Annotated in this window: 14 protein-coding genes; 6 read left to right on the plus strand and 8 right to left on the minus strand. The window is 50.4% G+C overall.

The features are described from left to right. Positions 1 to 59: 59 nt before the first annotated feature. Positions 60 to 1,052, plus strand: a complete 993-nt coding sequence (serB, locus tag ACK5NH_RS11575) for a phosphoserine phosphatase SerB (protein WP_416920235.1) — start codon at positions 60 to 62, stop codon at positions 1,050 to 1,052. An 81-nt stretch (positions 1,053 to 1,133) separates the two neighbouring features. After that, positions 1,134 to 2,135: an alpha/beta fold hydrolase gene (locus tag ACK5NH_RS11580; RefSeq protein WP_416920236.1), complete on the plus strand. Its 1,002-nt coding sequence runs from the start codon at positions 1,134 to 1,136 to the stop codon at positions 2,133 to 2,135. Between the two features lie 16 nt (positions 2,136 to 2,151). Here the strand turns inward: ACK5NH_RS11580 and ACK5NH_RS11585 are convergent, their stop codons facing one another. Continuing rightward, positions 2,152 to 4,524 carry a PilZ domain-containing protein gene (locus ACK5NH_RS11585; protein ID WP_416920237.1) on the minus strand — a complete coding sequence of 791 codons (2,373 nt, stop codon included), beginning with the start codon at positions 4,522 to 4,524 and terminating at the stop codon, positions 2,152 to 2,154. A 102-nt stretch (positions 4,525 to 4,626) separates the two neighbouring features. Between ACK5NH_RS11585 and radA the strand changes: the two genes are divergently transcribed. Continuing rightward, complete coding sequence (gene radA / locus ACK5NH_RS11590) at positions 4,627 to 5,991, plus strand: DNA repair protein RadA (RefSeq protein ID WP_416920239.1); 1,365 nt, start codon at positions 4,627 to 4,629, stop codon at positions 5,989 to 5,991. Between the two features lie 86 nt (positions 5,992 to 6,077). On the opposite strand, the gene ACK5NH_RS11595 is transcribed toward radA, so the two are convergent. After that, positions 6,078 to 6,449 (minus strand): PilZ domain-containing protein, encoded by a 372-nt coding sequence (locus tag ACK5NH_RS11595; protein WP_416920258.1) that lies wholly within the window; start codon positions 6,447 to 6,449, stop codon positions 6,078 to 6,080. 200 nt (positions 6,450 to 6,649) lie between these two features. On the opposite strand from ACK5NH_RS11595, the gene torR reads away from it, so the two are divergent. Beyond that, positions 6,650 to 7,360 carry a two-component system response regulator TorR gene (gene torR / locus ACK5NH_RS11600; protein ID WP_416920241.1) on the plus strand — a complete coding sequence of 237 codons (711 nt, stop codon included), beginning with the start codon at positions 6,650 to 6,652 and terminating at the stop codon, positions 7,358 to 7,360. Positions 7,361 to 7,399: 39 nt separating this feature from the next. Here torR and torT read toward each other — a convergent pair whose 3' ends face one another. Continuing rightward, entirely contained in the window at positions 7,400 to 8,467 is a 1,068-nt protein-coding gene (torT, locus tag ACK5NH_RS11605; RefSeq protein WP_416920243.1) for a TMAO reductase system periplasmic protein TorT, read from the minus strand. Between the two features lie 56 nt (positions 8,468 to 8,523). Between torT and torS the strand changes: the two genes are divergently transcribed. Further along, on the plus strand, positions 8,524 to 11,577 hold the full coding sequence (gene torS / locus ACK5NH_RS11610; RefSeq protein WP_416920245.1) for a TMAO reductase system sensor histidine kinase/response regulator TorS: 3,054 nt from the start codon (positions 8,524 to 8,526) through the stop codon (positions 11,575 to 11,577). A 290-nt stretch (positions 11,578 to 11,867) separates the two neighbouring features. Here the strand turns inward: torS and torD are convergent, their stop codons facing one another. The 4 genes from torD to torE form a co-directional block, all read right to left on the minus strand. Further along, entirely contained in the window at positions 11,868 to 12,497 is a 630-nt protein-coding gene (gene torD, locus ACK5NH_RS11615; protein ID WP_416920248.1) for a molecular chaperone TorD, read from the minus strand. A 67-nt stretch (positions 12,498 to 12,564) separates the two neighbouring features. Then, positions 12,565 to 15,054: a trimethylamine-N-oxide reductase TorA gene (gene torA / locus ACK5NH_RS11620; protein ID WP_416920250.1), complete on the minus strand. Its 2,490-nt coding sequence runs from the start codon at positions 15,052 to 15,054 to the stop codon at positions 12,565 to 12,567. Positions 15,055 to 15,069: 15 nt separating this feature from the next. Continuing rightward, on the minus strand, positions 15,070 to 16,248 hold the full coding sequence (gene torC / locus ACK5NH_RS11625) for a pentaheme c-type cytochrome TorC (RefSeq protein WP_011625513.1): 1,179 nt from the start codon (positions 16,246 to 16,248) through the stop codon (positions 15,070 to 15,072). 26 nt (positions 16,249 to 16,274) lie between these two features. Further along, the gene (gene torE, locus ACK5NH_RS11630) at positions 16,275 to 16,445 is read right to left on the minus strand and encodes a trimethylamine N-oxide reductase system protein TorE (protein WP_011621844.1); all 171 of its coding nucleotides are present in this window, start codon (positions 16,443 to 16,445) and stop codon (positions 16,275 to 16,277) included. Between the two features lie 517 nt (positions 16,446 to 16,962). On the opposite strand from torE, the gene ACK5NH_RS11635 reads away from it, so the two are divergent. Further along, a complete protein-coding gene (locus ACK5NH_RS11635; RefSeq protein ID WP_416920252.1) occupies positions 16,963 to 18,315 on the plus strand; it encodes an NCS2 family permease in 1,353 nt (450 codons plus the stop codon). A gap of 299 nt (positions 18,316 to 18,614) precedes the next feature. On the opposite strand, the gene ACK5NH_RS11640 is transcribed toward ACK5NH_RS11635, so the two are convergent. Beyond that, positions 18,615 to 18,948, minus strand: a 334-nt coding sequence (locus ACK5NH_RS11640; RefSeq protein WP_416920254.1) for a CBS domain-containing protein, incomplete at its 5' end; no start/stop codon positions are given.

Below are 18,948 nucleotides of genomic sequence, written 5' to 3' on the forward strand. Positions count from 1 at the left end.
GCGCTTGCCTAATCATAATTGATTCTGAGTGAGCCCGATAGTTGGAGAACACGAGTCCTATGGAAAGCTTGAACCAAAATGCGCTGTTTGTATGGTTAGCTGCTAGCCCTTCACCTCGCTTTGAATATCAGGGGCTCAGTTTCGAGGCTTATCAGGAATCGTCTACACGGCCATCCCAGAGTGGATTTGCTATGCGTCTGATTTACGAAGATTTAAGCCTTGAAGACTCATTAGCGGCTTGGATTGTTTCTCTGGCTAAAAGCCTCAAATTAACCTCGCTCTCCATCGCACCCATTCGCCGTCAAGTGGCGCTGCATTGTGTTGAATTAGCGCTTCCTGTGGAGCCGAGTGCCGAGCTGTTAGCCACCTGTCCATTACAGGTGGAGTTACATCTTATTCGCGGCCCATTACCTAAACTGAGCGAACCCGGTTTACTGGTGATGGACATGGATTCTACCGCGATCCAAATTGAATGTATTGATGAACTTGCCGCGATGGCAGGGGTCGGCGAACAAGTAGCGGCGATCACAGAGCGCGCGATGCTGGGCGAGCTGGATTTCGAGCAGAGTCTGCGTCAAAGGGTTGCCCAGCTCGAGGGCGCCGATGCCAAGATTATTCAAACCTTATGTGATACTTTGCCATTGATGCCAGGTCTTGAGGCCATGCTGGCCGAGCTTAAGTCTCACCGTTGGCGTTTAGTCGTCGCTTCGGGAGGCTTTACACCGTTTGTTGGTCATCTAAAATTGCTGCTGAATTTAGACGCGGCTTTTGCCAATGAGTTAGTGATTACTGACGGAAAGCTCGCGGGAACCGTCACGGGGAAAGTCGTCGATGCCCAGTTTAAGGCCGATGTGGTTAGCCGTTGTAGCCAAGAATGGCAGATCCCTTCAGGGCAGCGTGTCGCAATAGGCGATGGTGCAAACGATATCCCTATGGTGCAGGCAGCGGATTTTGGGATAGCCTTCCATGCCAAGCCCAAACTTTCTGCGGCGGCGGATGCGCGGATCCGCAGTTTAGATTTACGAGTACTGCCTTATCTGCTGCAGTTTTAATTCATCCGCTGTATCCGAGTCGTTACATTAGAGTAATGACTCTTGTGTTTTGACGCTTAGCTGGTAGTTTAGTGTTCATTAATGGACTACCAGCGACTGACTTTGACTCCCACTTCACCTCTGCTCTCGGCGCAAACACCTGCTCAAACTTCCCTCTATATTCCGTACCGAGATGGGCAATTGCATCTGCGCCAGTTGTTACCTGCTAATGCGGATTTTTCAAAGCCTCCGATCCTGATGTTGCATGGCGCTATGTCCAATGGCCGGGTATTTTACAGCCAGAGTGGTCGAGGCTTAGGATGCTTTCTCGCTCAGGCGGGCTTTGTGGTTTATGTGCTGGATACGGCGGGGAGAGGTTTGAGTCTACCCAAAATTGCGCGTGGGTTTACTCTGGGGCAAGGGGAGGTGATCCGCGAGCAACTGCCATTAGTACAGCAGTATATTTTGAAGATACATCAACAGCTTTGTCAGCAGCAGGGGAAGCCTGTGCCAACACAGGTGCATTGGTGTGCGCATTCTTGGGGCGGCGTCTTGATGGCGAGTGCCTTGGCGCGTTATCCCGAATTGCAGCAGAGTGTGCTTTCACTACTGACCTTTGGCAGCAAGCGCACGATCCGAGTGAAGTCCTTTAAAAAATGGTTGATGGTCGATGTGTTTTGGAATCGTCTCGCCCCGAGTTTAGCTGTGGGGCAAGGATATCTCGCCGCCGATAAACTGCGTGTCGGTATGGATAACGAGAGCCGCGCCTCGTTAACTCAAAGCATTGATTGGGTGCGTGGAGAGTGGCGTGACCATGACGATGGCTTCGATTATGGTAAGGCGGCGAAGGCGGCTAACTGGCCCGTCGCGTGGTTTATTGCAGGGCAAAACGACACTGTGCTTGGTCATCCCGAAGATGTCGCCGATATGATCTCTGAGTGTGGTTTTCGCCAAGTAAAATACATTCTGCTCTCAAAGGCGAATGGCTTCAAACATGATTATGGGCATGCGGATATGCTGACTCATCTGGATGCGATGAATGACCATTTCCCGCAGATCCGCGATTGGTATTTAGGGTTTGAATTAGCTGTTTTAAAAGATTAGGACACAGCGCCCCATATCATTTTTGCAGTGCAGGGTAGCGCAGCTCCACCTCTTGGGTGATATCCAGTAACTCTCCCACGCCGATAATCCGCCAGAGCTGATCTTCAAGTTGCTTTGCCCTGTGGTTTGCGTGGACGTTGATATATTCCAATTCACGCCTCAGGTAACCTATATCGGGTTTCTCGGTCGCACCACGATAAATTCGCAGCGCCATAAAACGTCCCGCCAGTTTGCTTTGATTGATAAAGGCGACTTTAGCCTGAGCATCACCAAGCTCGGTGGCGGGCATACATTTTAAATGGAATTGACCGCGGGACTGGCGGGTTAACTGGATAAATACCTCAATAAAATCCATATCCTGCTGCGGCTTCATTTGGCGAATAGGCTCGAGAATATCCCGTTTGAAGAATCCATCCTTCAGCAGCGGCGCGAGATTATATTGCAAAGTATCCGAGGAGCCTGCGGCAAAAATATTACTGATCTCATCATGCTCAGTGCTGACCCCTAAACAGGCGATTTGAGCTGATTTTGTTGTTTTTTCAACAAAGTAGGGAACCGAATGTAGCTCGCGTAACAGGATGTTTTTCAGACCATCGGCTAGCTCTTTGATCTCACTATTGTTTTCGGTCAACTGCTCCAGTTTTTCACGATTATGGGCAATTAGTTTATTTAAAAACTCCACACCAACGTGGGGCGTATGGCCCATGACTGCGGCGAGATGAAGCGTCACGCCATTTTTACGGGTACGCACTAGGCGATAGGGTAAATTATCCAGTTGGGTTTTACCGGCAATGGTCTGCAACTTAGGCAAGCTGATCATTAGAGGTTTGTTTGCAACAAACTCTGCTGGATTATCTAAGGTGAGCTGCATGCCACGCCCAGAAATATCTAAGGTAATCCCCGTCGCTTTTATGCCACCCTGTGACACATTGACTAAGGTTTTGAAGGCAAAACGCGCTTCCTGTCGACGCTCACTAAATTGCATCGAAACCGATTTTATTTGATGCGCGGTGAGCCGCTGTTGGCCGAAGGCTTTGAGGGCATTGGCATTGCTATCGTCCTGCCAGGCTTTATAGGTGGCTCTTTCATCTTCATTGGTGAGATCGATGAGCTGCAGCATATGGCTGAACTGGGCCAATTGTTGTTCCACCAGCGGGCTGTATTTGGCATCATCCCCCGGAAGAGTGGCTCGGCGATAGCCTTTGGCATGGTAAATCTTATCGGGGATGAGTTTGTAAATGCGCCAGCTCGGTTTGGTTGAGGCAAAACCGAGGAATAATGACGTCATGCCCTTGGCTTTTAATTCGGCTAAGGTGGCCGAGTAAAAATACAGTGAGCCTTGGGCGTTGTAGGTAAAGCTAAAAAACAATCCGTAATCGGGATTTTCGGGATGATTGACCAGTGCAGAGAGTCTTGCTGGCGTCAGCATGGCGGGCAACTGGCTGATATCATTCTCATCCTGAAAATAATGTACTATCTGCTGGTTGTCGCGGCTCAGCAGCATATGAGTGATCGATTGGGACTGCTGATTGAGAAACAAAGGCAGATGCGGCAGGTGCGGCAGGTAATGACGCTCGAACCCCAGACCCGATGCAGTCACTAAAACATCGTTAACATCCAGCTTATAGCGAAGTTTATAGCCCCGGATTAAATTGCCCAGCATTTCACCTAAGGCATCGGTGCCACCAATCCGTCGTAATCTTAACCAAATGAATTCACCATTGGTTTGGCTGTCAACAATCTGATAATCGACCCCAAGTTGCAAGTCGGGGTAGTAATATTCTTCACTGAGTTCGAGCAGTTTGACCTTGAGGGGCTTGTCGAGATCGAAGTGATGATTTGCCGCCAAGCGAATACGTGCACCACCAATCGATAAATCAACAGTGATCCCTGGCATTTCTGGCCGTCCAGGCTGGGAGACCGCAATGCGGATGCTGTAATTCATCCGCTCTTCGGCGCGATTAAAATAACTGCCGAGCACCACTCCGGGAACCATAAAAGGTTCGGGTTCAACGCCATCCGTTTGTTGTGTCACTTGACGCAGTTTTTGCCGCCGCTGTTGATGGGCATTGATGACGTATTCATACACGCCTAAGGTGTATTTGTTGCGGTAAAGGGACATGGCCGCTTGCAGGCTATGTTTGGCTGGTTCATCGAGAAAATGGCGCTGCTGGCCGAGCATGACTTCGGTGCAGGGCAGCTCAGACTTGTCCCTAAGATCGATAATCCGAGTGCAGGGCGAAGCCAAACGATTCAACTCCATTTTCAATAGAAAACGGGTCGAATTGTTTTCATCGGCAGTCAGCTGCTGAAAAATCTCTTGGAAATTCGGTTCCATGAGTAGCGGCTTGAGCTGTTCTATGAGTGCATTATGGTTATCTAAACTCATGTAGGGTCTTTTCTAATGCTGATTTTATGCCGTGCTGTGTTAGTCTAATGTCGGCAGTATTCACAGTTACTTAAATTGATTTTATACAGATTTTAATAAGTTATGGCAAAGAATAAAACCGCGTACGTGTGCAATGAGTGTGGACAGGATTTTCCTCGCTGGCAAGGGCAGTGTAGTGCTTGTCAGGAGTGGAATACGATAACCGAAGTGCGCTTAGGCGCCGCCTCGCCCGGACGGAGAACTAAGTTTGCGGGTTATGCCGGTGCTGGTAGTAGCGAAGTCAAAACCTTAGACCAAATTGACCTCAATGCGTTACCACGGATTGTGAGCCATTTTGGCGAGCTCGACCGGGTGCTCGGGGGCGGTATAGTGCCAGGCTCTGCGATTCTGATTGGTGGTCATCCCGGTGCCGGTAAGAGTACGCTGTTACTCCAAACCCTGTGCCATTTAGCCGAGCAAATGCCAGCGCTCTATGTGACGGGCGAAGAGTCCCTGCAGCAAGTCGCTATGCGCGCCCATCGCTTAGGGTTGCCGACCAATAAACTGCGGATGTTATCCGAGACCAGTGTGGAGCAGATCTGCGAAGTCGCCCTGCAAGAATCGCCAAAAGTCATCGTCGTCGACTCTATTCAAGTCATGCACATGAGCGATGTAGCATCGAGCCCCGGCAGTGTGTCACAGGTGCGTGAATCGGCCTCCTATTTAACTCGCTTTGCCAAGCAAAACGGCATTGCCGTGATCATGGTCGGCCATGTGACCAAAGACGGCAGCCTCGCAGGGCCTAAAGTGCTTGAGCACTGTATCGATTGTTCTGTGATGTTTGAAGGGGATAGCGACAGCCGTTATCGCACCTTGCGCTCCCACAAGAACCGTTTTGGGGCGATTAACGAGTTAGGCGTATTCGCCATGACCGAGCGTGGTTTGAAGGAAGTTGCTAACCCTTCGGCGATTTTCCTTTCCCGCGGCGAGGAAGAGTCCTCTGGCTCCTTAGTGATGGTGGTGTGGGAAGGTACGCGTCCGCTGCTGGTAGAACTTCAGGTGCTGGTGGACAATTCGGCGATGTCGAACCCACGCCGCGTCGCTGTGGGCATGGATGCAAACCGTTTAGCCATGTTACTGGCTGTGATGCATCGCCATGGTGGTTTGCAAATGTCGGATCAGGACGTGTTTGTCAACGTCGTGGGCGGGGTTAAAGTGACCGAAACCAGTGCCGACTTAACCCTGCTGCTGGCCATGGTGTCGAGTTTCCGTGGCGATATTTTACCGAGCGATTTAGTGGTGTTTGGTGAGGTGGGGTTATCAGGCGAAATTCGCCCCGTGCCAAATGGTCAGGAGCGCCTCGTCGAAGCCGCCAAACATGGCTTTAAGCGGGCGATTGTGCCCCGCGCCAATGTGCCGAAAAAGCCGCCTGCGGGCATGGAAGTGGTGGGCGTGGCAAAATTATCCGAAGCCCTTGAGGCGATATAATCCTAAAACAAAAAAACAGCGCCTAACTGCGCTGTTTTTTATGGTGCCATTGGCCGCCAAGTCTTTGTCATAATGAACTTTTATATTTAATCAGCGCTGTTATGTTTTTCGATAAATAGCACTAATTCACGATTCAGTAACGACGCATCCCCTAAGTTCAACTCAACGATACGTTTGAGGTGGCTGATGCTGTCAACATCAATAAACTTGCATTTAAGCCCTAACTGTTGATTGCATTGATGCACCAACTCGGTTTCCATTTGCAGCTCAATATCCGAGCCCGGCAAGGTAAAACTGAGGGTGATGGGCTCACCTGAATGACTAAACCCAGCAGGCTCGTCCACCAGTGCGCCATTTAGGCTGAGGTCGAGTATGGTGGTTTGCCACTGTTTATCGCCTTGGTGCACCGATGCGTTTGCGGCAAAGAGGATCCGCGAGAACTTACGTCTTTCATCAATCACTACTTTTTTATCGTTCATAGTTTGTTAGTGCTCACCCCAATCAATATGCATAAGCATATGTCATATTGATGTTACTGTAAAAGTTCGGCAGTTTTTTGTGCGAGAAAGTAACGGAGATCGCATATTTTACCTTTTCCTCATATGCAAATATGAAAAAGTATGAATAATTCAGTTAAGCAAAATAAGAGATGTAGAACATGGCCTATAGTGTGCTCGTTGTCGATGATGAAGCGGTTATTCGTGCGCGATTGAAAGGGTATTTTGAAAAAGAAGGTTACCGCGTCGTTGAGGCTGCCGATGGCGAGCAGATGTGGCACGAGTTTAATCGTCAACATATTGATTTAATTATGTTAGACATTAACCTGCCTGGGGTCGATGGCTTAAGCTTAACCCGTGAGCTACGCAGCCGTTCCCATGTGGGGATTATCTTGGTCTCGGGCCGTGATGAATCGATTGATAAAATCGTCGGCCTCGAGATGGGCGCCGATGACTATGTGACTAAGCCCTTCGAGCTGCGGGAGCTATTGGTTAGGGTGAAAAACCTACTGTGGCGGATTTCTCTGGTAAAACAAGCCGAGCAGGCGCTGGTGCAGGAGTTATCTGAGCCCGATGATGTGATTAGCTTCGAAGGCTATCAGCTCGAATTAAACAGCCGTAAGCTGCGCCAAGGGGAGACGCTTATCAAGCTCACCAAGGCCGAATTTGAGTTATTAACTGCCTTTGCGCTGCATCCGCAGCAGGTGCTTTCCCGCGAGCGCTTAATGCAGCAAACCAGCCATCGCAATCAGGATGTGAATGACAGAACCATAGACGTCATCATCCGCCGCCTGCGTAATAAGCTTAATCCCGAACTCTTTGTCACTGTCCATGGTGAGGGCTATTTGTTTGCTGCTAAGGTGGATGGCTAAGCCCTCGCTGAAGCTCTAACTTAGGCGTTAAGTTAATGCTCAGGGACGCACTTGATACAGGGGATAAAAATCCGCTTCGGCAAGGCTAAAACCAAGTTCCGATAGGGTATTTGTTGAGGTTGTGCGCTCAACTATGGCAGGACCGATATCGCCAAATGGCGCGGCGCCTTCGAGCAGTTTTACCGTGACATCGATGGCGAGTTTGCCCTGTAACACGACCAAGTCATCATTGCTGTACACCACTTTTTGTCGCTTCAGCCCGCGCAGAATCGCGGGGGATAAGTAACTGCTCACCAGCTTGATATCTTGCGTCAGCTGTTTTTGTTTGAGGGTACTGACGGCGGCTTCAATCGCTACCGCGCTGCCGAGAATATAGTTGGGGCGCTGGGCTTTTAGCAGTATCTGTAATTGGTCGCGGTAGAGATTGCGATTGTTATCGGCGTGCTGAATCGCACTGATGCTAACATTGCTACCTTCAAGCGCATGACGAATCCCTTGCTCGACTAAATCGGTGCCGCCTAGGTTTTCGGGGCCGGCTAAGAGGGCCAAGGTGGTCGGCTGGGTTGGCGTATGTGCCTTGGCATCTGCCTTAATAAAATGGCCCGCGCTCAGTCCCATTTGATACCAGTTAACGCCGATATGGGTCTGCACTTGCTCAGAATTGAGTTTATTCACTAGGGCGAGCACGGGTTTGGTTAGCGGCTCGGAAAACTGTTCGAGTAGATTGGGGCTCACTGCGCCGAGCAAAACTGCGTCGTAATCTCCCTTCATACAGGCGCTTAATTGCTCGAGTTGTTTATCTTGATGGTAATAACTGCCCGCTTCGAACAGATCCAGCGATACACCGAGGCGTTTTGCCTGTTGGATCAGACCGTAGTCGATGCCAATCCAATAGGCGTCTTTAAGGTGAGGCACTAAGGCACAAATGCGCCAAGTTTGTTTTGCTTTAGTTAGAGGGTAATAATCAAGGGCTTGCGCCTGCTGGATTTTGGCATTAAAGGGATGGCGTTGCTCTAATCGCCAAGTTTGGCTGTTGGCATCGGCAGCCTGCGAACAAAATAGGCCAAAAGTGGTGAGTGTGAGCAAAGCTTGCCAAAATTTTCCCATTGTCCCGTATCATCCACAATGATTATCTCGAATACATTGTAACAGAAGGAACAAGCGTGGCGCCTTTATCTTTATCGCGCAGTAGTTTAACCGGCAGACTCATGCTCGCCTTTGGTGTGCTTGGGGTATTGCTGTTGCTACTGGTTAGCTTAGGTAGCCTGAGTTTACATTGGCTCAAGCAGGCTGACAGTTACCTGTATGAAGAATCCTTACCCGCTTCTCAAGCCGCCCGTCAATTAGTGCAGGCGTCTAATGCCCTATCCGATGGTGTGACCCAGTTAGGCCAAGTCGAGGATGAGCGGCAGCGGGAGTTTATCGGCCGTAAGCTCAACCTTGAAAGTGCCACTATGTTAAATAGCATCAAAGTGTTACTGACCCTTGATGTGAATGAGGATAATCATTTATCCACACTGGCAGGGCAAATTATTGAGCAACTTACCCTCCTAGGACAAAGTGTTGGCCAGCGCATTACCTTAGGCGATGAATTGCAGCTAAGGGCCCGCGAATTATCGGTTGCCGCAGGCCATGCCTCTGAGTTATTGCAATCCGAATTGGCGGTAGTCGACTCGGCGATTTTGGCAAAACTAAGTCAGGCTTACCCTGACATAGCAGGGGATAAACGCAGTGGGCAATTACTCGATGATGTGATTGAGCGTGAGTTGGATGTTCAAGAGCAGCTCAACCGCGCACTCAAGTTGGTGCATCAAATTGCGCTGCTCAGCCAGTTATTTGAGGTCTCAGAATTACAGTCCGAGTTGCAATTAAGTGTTCCCCGTTTATTGGCCACCTTTGCCAGCACAGCGCCTTCCCATCCACCAGCGCAGGCTCATCAAGAGCAAGGGACGGCAATCGAGCTGGCATCAAGTGCAGCTACCGAGGCGCCAACTGCTGAGGTTGGCATCGATTTAATGGCGCTCACCACTGTGGTAGAGCTGATACGCGACCCCGGTAGGCTCAATGCCCTAAAGGCGGAGCTGGCAATCCTTCTTCATACGCCCAAAATCATTAAATTACAGCGAGAACTGAGCCAAAGTCTGCAGCGACAACAGCGGCAGCAGCAGGAATTGGCGGAAAAACTCTATAGTCTCAACACGCTGGTGGACAGTGCGCTCAATCAACAGCAGCAAAGGGCGGAGCTGGCGCGTAGCGATTATTTAATGCAGTTGTCTTACGCCCGCTTGGGGCTGTGGGGCACGGGCATATTAATGTTGGTTATCATGGCTGTGGTGGTTTATCGGGTGATCTATCGCGGTATTGCCCTGAGGTTAAATCAGGCGACCGAAGCCATGTCACGCTTAAGTTTGGGGGATACCAATGTGAGCCTAGATGCCCACGGCGACGATGAGTTAACCGCCATGGCCAATGCCATCGACGCATTTAAGCGAAAAACCGCCCATAACCTGAAATTACAGACGGATTTACGCCAGGTGGCCGATGAGCTGACCGAGCATAAAAAGGCCCTCGAACAAACCGTGGCCACGCGCACGCAGGAATTGGCCGAAGCTAACCTGCGCCTCGATGCGGAGGCTAAAGGCCACGCTAAGGCAAGAATCGTTGCCGAGGAGGCGAGCCAGGCAAAATCCCAATTCCTAGCGACCATGAGCCATGAGATTCGCACCCCGCTCAACGGCTTACTCGGGACGCTCACCCTGCTCGGCCATAGTCAATTACCGCCCGCGCAGCAACAGATGCTCGCGCTGTCGCAATACAGCGGCACGTTGCTGCAAACCGTGCTGAGCGATATTCTCGATTTCTCCCGCCTCGAGCAGGGCAATTTAACCAATGAGCCGCGGCCAACGGATATCAACGCCCTGCTCGATGAAGTGCTGGCGATTATGGTGGCGGGCGCCAATTTGGCGGGATTGAGCCTAAGGCTGAATCGTCCCCAGTTACCCGCATGTATCCATATTGATGGCCCTAAGCTGAGGCAAGTGCTGTTTAACTTGATTGGTAACGGCATTAAATTCACCCCCGAAGGCGGCGTGAGTCTCAATGTCAGCGTACGAGGCGATAAGTTGGCCTTTGTGGTGGCCGATACCGGCGTGGGGATTGCCCCCGAGGTGCGCGAGCAATTATTTATGCCTTACTGCGTATTACCCAATCAGGGGCGAAGCCGTGGCACTGGCTTGGGGCTTGCCATCTGCAAACAGTTGGTTGAGCTGATGGATGACGAGGGGCCGGGGATTTGGGTCAAGAGCGAGCCTGGCGAGGGCAGCGAATTTGGTTTTGAGCTGAGCTTTACCCAGTGTGATAAGGCATTAGATACGCAAACTCAGGAGCAAAAGCGGGTTAATCCCCAGCGGGTGTTAGTGATTGAAGACAACAAGGTCAATGCCATGGTCGCGCAGGGATTTTTGGCGCATTTAGGTCATAGTTCAAGCTTGGCCGTTAGTTGTCAGCAGGCGCTAGCGCATGTGAGTGGCGATAAGATATTCGATGCCGTGATGCTCGATATTCAGCTGAGTGATGGTTCAGGGCTAGCATTACTACCACAGCTAAAGGCGTTATTCGCCAATGATAATGTGAAATTTGCCGCCTTTACCGCGCAGATGCAGACGGAGGATCTTAGCCTGTATCGAGAGGCGGGGTTTGATACTGTGTTAGCTAAACCCTTGAGCTTGCAAACCCTGACAGAATGGTTAGGCGTTGCGCGTGTGTCAGTTTCAATGCCTGCTTCACTAGGTGAGTCATCGCCGCACTCGGCACAATCGCTTCAATCGCCGAATAATGCTGAACCTACCAGCCATAACCATCAAGCTGAAACTTTTTTAGATCTTAACCAGTTACAGCAAGATCTTGAGGTCTTAGGCGTGAAAGCCGTGAGTGATATGTTGGCGCTCTATCGAACCTCCAGTGCCGAGCAAATTGAGCGGCTGTCTGGGCTAACCGCGATGGAGCATATCAGCGAGGGCGCAAAACTATTGCACGCGCTTAAGGGCAGCAGTGCCAGCATGGGGCTAAAAGCACTGACACAGTGTTGTCAGCAGTGGGAGAAAACACTCAACACCACAGGGGAAAATGCATTGGATAGCAAAGCGGTGACTGAATTAACCGCCTGCTGGCAGGCGTCGATAACAGCGCTTGAGCACTGGCTTGCAATACAGGATTAGCAGAAAAATATTAGAAACAAAGAGTTAGCTGCAAAAAAATGAGCACAGTGAAGGCATAGCAACAAGTAGGAGTGAGTCGTCCAGAGGAGTACATAAACAACACTTATTTCTGCCTAATCAATGCAAATCGAGGGATAAAAAAGCGGCTCCCATGGGAGCCGCATTTCGTTAACTTATTCTAGGACGAGACATGAGTTATTACTTTGAGTCTTAATGCGACTCACGTTTAACGCTACTCACGTTTAACGCTACTCAGGTTTAACGCTACTCGGGCTTTAGGCTTATGGCGATCAATGCATTGCCTGTTCTAACTGCTGTTTATCTTGCTGCACCCAAGCTAGGGTGAGTGTGGCGAGAGCGCTGTAAAAGCCATTTCTGTGCTTGCTATCGCACTCAACGACCTTGGCGACAAACTTGGATAACCAAGAGTCTATACAAGCATTTAGGAAGCTTAACTGGGCTGCATCTTCACTGTGGCAAGCTAAGTGTCCCATATAGGCGAGGATCACGGCTAAGTGATCGGCAGGCTCTGGGAAGTGACTCTGCACTTGCAGTTGGCTCTGGTGTAAAAACTCGCTCATTTGTTGATGCTGCTGCCCAAACAGCAAGGGTTCTTCCTCGCGACTTAAGTACAGGCTGGCATAGGGCGAGGCGCTGTGCTTTGTGCCAACGAGGAATAACCCGCAGTAATCGGCGGCAAGTTCGAGCAAGGCTTCATCGCTCGTTAAGCCATTCAGTACCTTCTGTATGCTGGCGACTGGCGCACTAAACTCGGGTGCATAACCCAGTTGTGTCCAGAATTGCTGCGCTTGCTCACTGGTGAGTTGCTTAAGGCGCTGCTCATCAATTTCTCGGGCAAACAGAGAAGACAGCAGCTGATACACTAAGGCTCTGGCATGATTGATATCGACGTTGCTCATCGCATGTTCCTCAAGATTAACAGTGGAATGCGCCTAGTTGACTAGGCGCATCGCCTTGTGGGCTCGGTTAGATTTCGACTTCGATAGGACCATCGAAGGAGCTGACCTTAGGGACTTTGCCTTGGTATTTCTCAAACTCGACCAGACAAGTATAGGCTGAGCAGGCTTGAGCCAACTTCGATGTGCCAATGTCTAAGGTCAGAGTATTCGGGTCGCCATAGCTACACAGGGCACCGATTTCGGCGCCACCTTCGACGCTGCCATCTTTACCCACTGGGCCATACCATGCGCCTTCATGAATTCGCACTACACCTTTAGGGAAGCGATCCGATACCACGGCGCCCGCTAACAGTTGGCCACGGTCGTTAAAGACGCGCACTAAATCACCATCTTTAATGCCGCGCGCTTTGGCATCAACAGGGCTGATGTAGATGGGTTCGCGGCCGTTAACTGTGTAAGTTTCGCGGTATTCCTTCGACTCACACATCTGTGAGTGCAGACGTTTATCCGGATGGCAAGACTGTAGCCACACAGGATATTTGTCCGAACCCGGGCCACCATGGCTACGCTCGGCTTTTTCCATCCAAATTGGATGGCCTTGGCAGTCGTCATAACCGAACTGTTCAATCTTACGGCAGAAGATTTCAATCAAGCCAGAAGGCGTGCCTAGTGGATTGATTTCAGGATCGTTTCTAAAGTCGGCGTGGCGTGTCCACAGCTCGCCATCACCAAAGTGCACATAACCTTGCTTCCAGAAGGTGGCAAAATCTGGCATCTCATACTTACCCGCGTTCGCGGCTTTACACTCGTTATAGAGGGTTTCAATCCACTCCATTTCGCTCATATTGCGGGTGTATTCTTTCTCTTTACCCATCAGTGCGGCAAAGCGAGTGAAGATTTCAAAGTCTGACAAACTCTCAAACAGCGGCTCCACCATCTTCTGCATCGCCAAAATACCGCGGTTAGCATATGCGCCGTATACGTCGATATCGTTGCGCTCATAGGTGGTACAGGCGGGAAGCACTATGTCGGAGAAGCGGCAAGTCGCCGTCCAGTTCACATCGATAGTGACCACGCATTCCAACTTATGGAAGGCTTGCTTCATGCGGTTACGGTCTTGATGGTGGTTCCAAGGGTTATTACCCGAGAAAATCATCATCTTAATATCGGGATACACCACTTTCGAACCGTTGGCATCAATGGTTTTGCCGGGTTCGAGAATCGCATCAATCCAACGGGCGACGGGAATAGTGCTGCTCGCGCCTTTAAAGTCGGTGCTGTCGAACAGGGGTTTTTGGTTCTCGTCTAAGTTACGTGGGAAGGCGCCTGGCGCCGCCGCATTTGTTGCAGGCACACCAATACTGGAGTAGTGGTGACCATAGCTGATGCCGCCGCCGGGTAAGCCGATTTGACCTATCATGGTGGCGAGGACTGCGGCCATCCAGTAAGGTTGTTCACCGTGTTGTTGGCGCTGAATACACCAACCCATCATGATTTGGGTGCGTCCCTTAACTAAGGTTTTCGCCAGATCGCGGATGATGTGTGGCTCAACCCCACAGATTGGCGCTGCCCACTCTGGCGTTTTGGCGATACCGTCTTTAGTGCCCATCACGTAAGGAACAAACTCTTCGAAGCCTAAGCTGTAGCCTTGGATGAATTTATCATCGTAAAGCTTTTGGGTGATCATCTCATGGGCGATGGCTAGCATCAGCGTCACGTCAGTCTGTGGGTTCACATACAACTGTTCACAGCCAAGGTAAGCCTGAGTTTTGGTGACGACTGGGTCGATACTGATCACGCGGATCTTGCCCTGTTTGACCTTCTCTTTTAGCTGCGCGAGGTAAGCGAAGGCCTCATGGGTTTCGGCGTTCCAACCCACTTGCAGGTTTTTGTAAGGATCGTTCGACCACAGCACGATAGTGTTGCTGTTTTCTAAGATCAGCGGCCAAGAGGTGCCTTGGGCGTACACTTCGGTTGAACCTAACACATAGGGCAGAATGGTTTGGCCGGCACCGGTGGAGTAGTCACCGATTTTCTTCACATAGTTGCCATGCATCCCCACCGCACGCTGCATATGGCTGGTGCTGGAATGCAGTTGCCCGGTTGCGCGCCAGCCAGTTTGCCCGGCGTGTAAGCCCGATGGACCGTACTTGGTTTGGACTTCATCGAGTGAGTGTTTAAACAGTTTTAATGCTTTATCCCAGGTCACGCGAACGAAGCGGAAATCTCCCCGTTGCTGGGTATTGCTCTTATGGCCTTTCAGTAAAAAGTCTAAGCGAACCATAGGGTAACGCACGCGGGATGGGTTATAGACCATACCGCGGATACCGTTAATCATATCCGTTGGATATTTATCTAAATCGAAGGCTTTGACCTCGGCAATCACACCGTTTTTACGCTTGATTTTAAAGGCGCCAAAGTGTGAGCCCGTGGTCAGCCATTCGTCTTCATTCAGGCCAGTATTCGCCAGCGCATTTAAGGGCGCTAATACTGAGCTGCCACCTAAAGCAACGAAAGAGGTTGAGGCTAAGCCTTTTAAAAAGTCTCTTCTGTTCATGGTATTACTCCCGAATTAGTGCTCTTTTTTCACGAAGGTTGACGAATGTTCCTGCAGGTATTTCTGCACCAGCGCTTGGGTGTCTTGGTCCATATTCACGAAGGCCAACATCCCTTGGAACATGCCAGGCCAGGTATTGGCGTCAAAATGCGCTTCATCTGGCTGGGTGTGGCACACACTACAGCTTGAGCGGAACGTGTCGCGGGCATAGCCCCAGAGTGGTTGCAGCTCGGTCAGCAGGTAATCCTTATCGGTCCAGATTTGGGCCTCTACTCGTTGCCATTTTAGACCTGTCATTGGGTCTTCTTTCTCTTCAAAGGTTTGGATAACACCTTCGGTTTCAGCTGCATCTTTGCTTAACTGCGCCGACAGAATGTTTACGCCAAAGTCCATGTAGATCACGCGGCCTGCGCCGATTTTCTTACGCCAGCCATCGATACCAATTTTGATGCGCTTACCTTGGGTTTCGAGCACTTTGACTTTAGTGGCCACGTTTAAGGTACCGGCTTCAACGTCACCTTTTTCACTAAAGAACAGTGGCTTAGTCAGGGCGCTGTAGTAGGTTTGGTTGGTTTCGACTGAGCTGACGCCAGCGCCCACTTCGGCGATGAGTTCGGGTGCGCGGGCCGTGCCCATTTCTGGTAAATGGTGGGCAATGCCTTTGTGGCAATCGATACAGCTTTGGTCGATTTCGGCGGCGCGTTTCATTTGTTTTTGCGCCAGTGGTGACATGCTTTCCCACTTCATCGAGTTGTAGTTATGGCAGTTTTTACAGGCCAGAGAATTGTCGCGATCGAAACGTTTCCATTCTCGGCTCGCCATTTCGAGGCGTTTAGCTTCAAATTTTTCAGGGGTGTTGACCGTATTGAATAACCAGCCCCAGACATCGTGGGAAGCTTCCATCTTACGGGCAATCTTACGGCTCCAGTTGTGGGGCACGTGACAGTCGGGGCAGGTGGCGCGCACGCCAGAGTGATTCGACCAATGCACAGTTTCCTGCAATTCTTGGTAAGGCTTGCTCTCCATACTGTGGCAGCTGATACAGAAGGCTTCGGTGTTGGTCGCTTCCAGTGCGGTGTTAAATCCGCCCCAGAAGATGATGCCCATGATAAAAGCACTGATGCTGACAGCGCCTAAGGTGAGAGCTTTTGTGGGTTTGTTTAGTGTGCGCCAGAGGTTGGTTAACCACTTCATAATAGCGTCCTCAAAGTATCAGTAAATTAGTGGCCGACAACGCCGCCGAAGGCTTGGATCATCCAAATGATGAAACCGTAGAGACTGATCCCCGCGACAGTCAGTGCGGGAAAGAGTATGAAAATGATGAATCCCAGCGCCTTTAACTCATTGCTGCGTGAGGACTTATCCGATGTTTGCATGGTGGGCTTTGTCATTGGGAAGAGCTCCGTTCGAAAGCGATTTTTGATGGGAGCACTATAAAGGGGAGATGTGAATGGACTTGCCTGCTGGGATGAATGGGCTTTGACAATATATGAAAAATTATGAAAATTTTAAAAAGCCGATGAGTTTTTGTTTTACTGACAGAGAGTTAATCTAATTTCTGTGATCTAACTCGGCAGTTTGTTGTGCGGTTTAGGCGTTTTTTTAAACACTGATTTTGAATTTTTTCGCTAATTATTTACTGAAGTGCAGGCGAGGTCTTAGCTATCTGGCGGCGTTTACAGTATTATCCGCGCCCAACAAAGGCTGCGTTTGTGTCGTTGAAGCCATTTTAACGATGCAAAGCGTCACTGCTTGCAGATCATGGATTTTTCCCGATGTAGGAGAATGATGTGGATCTCTCACCCAAGTCATTGGATTTGGGGCTCTAATCTGCCGCAGCCAGCGTCGCCAATGGTTAAGCCAATTGGTATCGACCCTATTTTAAGAGATCACAAGGTATAACAAGATATGTCTGAGCAATTGAGTTCAACAGCCGTACCCTCAGGTTCGTTTCTGGACCGTTATTTTTCAATTCAACAACGCGGTAGCACAGTTCGCCAAGAAGTGATTGCAGGGTTAACCACCTTCCTTGCTATGGTGTACTCAGTGATTGTGGTACCCAATATGTTAGGCAAAGCCGGATTCGATCCCGGCGCCGTGTTCGTCGCCACCTGTTTAATTGCCTCCTTTGGCTCACTGCTGATGGGACTCTGGGCGAATCTACCCATGGCTATTGGTTGTGCGATTTCACTCACCGCCTTTACCGCCTTCGGCTTGGTGTTAGGTCAGGGCATGAGTATCCCTGTGACCTTAGGCGCCATCTTTTGGATGGGTGTGATTTTTACCGTTGTGAGTGTTACGGGTGTGCGTCAATGGGTGCTGGCTAACCTACCCAAGGGGATTGCCCATGGTACAGGTATCGGTATTGGCTTGTTTTTACTCTTAATTGCCACTAACAGTGTGCAGTTGATTGTGGCCAACGACGCGGGTCTGCCAGTGAAGTTAGGCGACATTAACAGCCTGCCCGTTATCGCCACCGTCCTAGGCTTAGCGGCCACTATCGGCTTAGAGCGTCGCGGCGTACCCGGCGGGATTTTACTGGTGATTATCGGCCTATCCCTGTTTGGTTTAGTGTTTGATCCAAGCGTGACATTCCAAGGCTTCTTCGCCGTGCCTGATTTTACCTCTGAGCACTCGCTGATTGGTCAAATGGATATTATGGGCGCCTTGAATCCTGTGGTATTGCCGATTGTGCTGGCGCTGGTGATGACGGCGATTTTTGATGCCACGGGCACCATCCGCGCGGTGGCGGGGCAAGCCAATCTGCTGGATAAAGACGATAATATCGTCGGTGGTGGTAAGGCGCTGACCTCGGATTCTGTCAGCAGCATGTTTGCGGGTATGGTTGGTGGCGCACCTGCGGCCGTGTATATCGAATCTGCGGCGGGTACTGCGGCGGGCGGTAAGACTGGCTTAACGGCGACCATAGTGGGCGGATTATTCCTGCTGATGGTGTTTTTAGCGCCGCTCAGCTATTTAGTGCCTGCCTATGCGACGGCGCCTGCGCTGATGTATGTGGGGCTATTGATGCTCAGCAATGTGACTAAGCTGGACTTTAACGACAAGGTCGATGCGATGGCGGGCTTAACCTGCGCCGTATTCATCATCCTCAGCTGTAACATTGTGACCGGTATTATGCTTGGCTTTGTGACCTTAGTGATTGGCCGCATTTTTAGCGGTGAAATCCGTCAGCTTAAGTTAGGCGTGCTCGCCATTACGCTGGGCCTTGTGGCCTTCTATATGGGCGGCTGGGCAATCTAGTTTTTTATACCAACCACATTAAATATCTAATCAGTTCAGAGCCTCACAGGCATCTCAATCCAAGGCGCATTGACGAAGAAATGGTTATTCCCTTTTAAGTCAATGTAACACGGGAGTGAGATGCCTGTGAGGCTTCCGAAGGGCGGGGTTGAACATGCTTTATACTGCGTTTAAGGCTTTCGACAGAGCACCACTATGCCTTCAAGCCTTCGCCTTGTCTAAAGCCCGTTTAACTCCCGCTGAATGAACAGATATTTGATACGATTGGTATTACTCTATAAAGTCGAAAGCGAGTGCCGTTAGCACTCGCTTTCATTGACCTCATTGTGTTCACAATAGGCTCGCAGTAAATCCTTCCAAGTCACAATCCCGACCAAATCGCCATTATCGAGCACGGGCAAACAGCCAATATTGTGTTCCAGCAGGGTGTGAGTCGCGGCATCGAGCGTGACGTGTGGTGCAACGGTTATCGGATTGCGGGTCATCACCTGATGGACACGTTTTTGTAGAGTCTCGAGATCCTTGGCGGTTTCGGCGCTGCTGCCCAAATTAGGGCTGATGGCACGCAGCAAGTCGCGCTCCGATAACACGCCTTCGAGTTTATATTCATCCACCACCAGCAGATGGTGGAAG

Source organism: Shewanella sp. (assembly GCF_047975355.1).
In the GTDB taxonomy this organism is placed as follows: Bacteria; Pseudomonadota; Gammaproteobacteria; order Enterobacterales; family Shewanellaceae; genus Shewanella.

Excerpts from the sequence above, each read along its gene's own strand:
- torT (WP_416920243.1), bottom strand. The coding sequence starts at position 8,467 with ATGGGAAAATTTTGGCAAGCTTTGCTCACACTCACCACTTTTGGCCTA.
- ACK5NH_RS11635 (WP_416920252.1), top strand. The coding sequence starts at position 16,963 with ATGTCTGAGCAATTGAGTTCAACAGCCGTACCCTCAGGTTCGTTTCTG.
- torD (WP_416920248.1), bottom strand. The coding sequence starts at position 12,497 with ATGAGCAACGTCGATATCAATCATGCCAGAGCCTTAGTGTATCAGCTG.
- torA (WP_416920250.1), bottom strand. The coding sequence starts at position 15,054 with ATGAACAGAAGAGACTTTTTAAAAGGCTTAGCCTCAACCTCTTTCGTT.
- torE (WP_011621844.1), bottom strand. The coding sequence starts at position 16,445 with ATGACAAAGCCCACCATGCAAACATCGGATAAGTCCTCACGCAGCAAT.
- serB (WP_416920235.1), top strand. The coding sequence starts at position 60 with ATGGAAAGCTTGAACCAAAATGCGCTGTTTGTATGGTTAGCTGCTAGC.
- torC (WP_011625513.1), bottom strand. The coding sequence starts at position 16,248 with ATGAAGTGGTTAACCAACCTCTGGCGCACACTAAACAAACCCACAAAA.
- torR (WP_416920241.1), top strand. The coding sequence starts at position 6,650 with ATGGCCTATAGTGTGCTCGTTGTCGATGATGAAGCGGTTATTCGTGCG.
- ACK5NH_RS11580 (WP_416920236.1), top strand. The coding sequence starts at position 1,134 with ATGGACTACCAGCGACTGACTTTGACTCCCACTTCACCTCTGCTCTCG.
- ACK5NH_RS11585 (WP_416920237.1), bottom strand. The coding sequence starts at position 4,524 with ATGAGTTTAGATAACCATAATGCACTCATAGAACAGCTCAAGCCGCTA.
- radA (WP_416920239.1), top strand. The coding sequence starts at position 4,627 with ATGGCAAAGAATAAAACCGCGTACGTGTGCAATGAGTGTGGACAGGAT.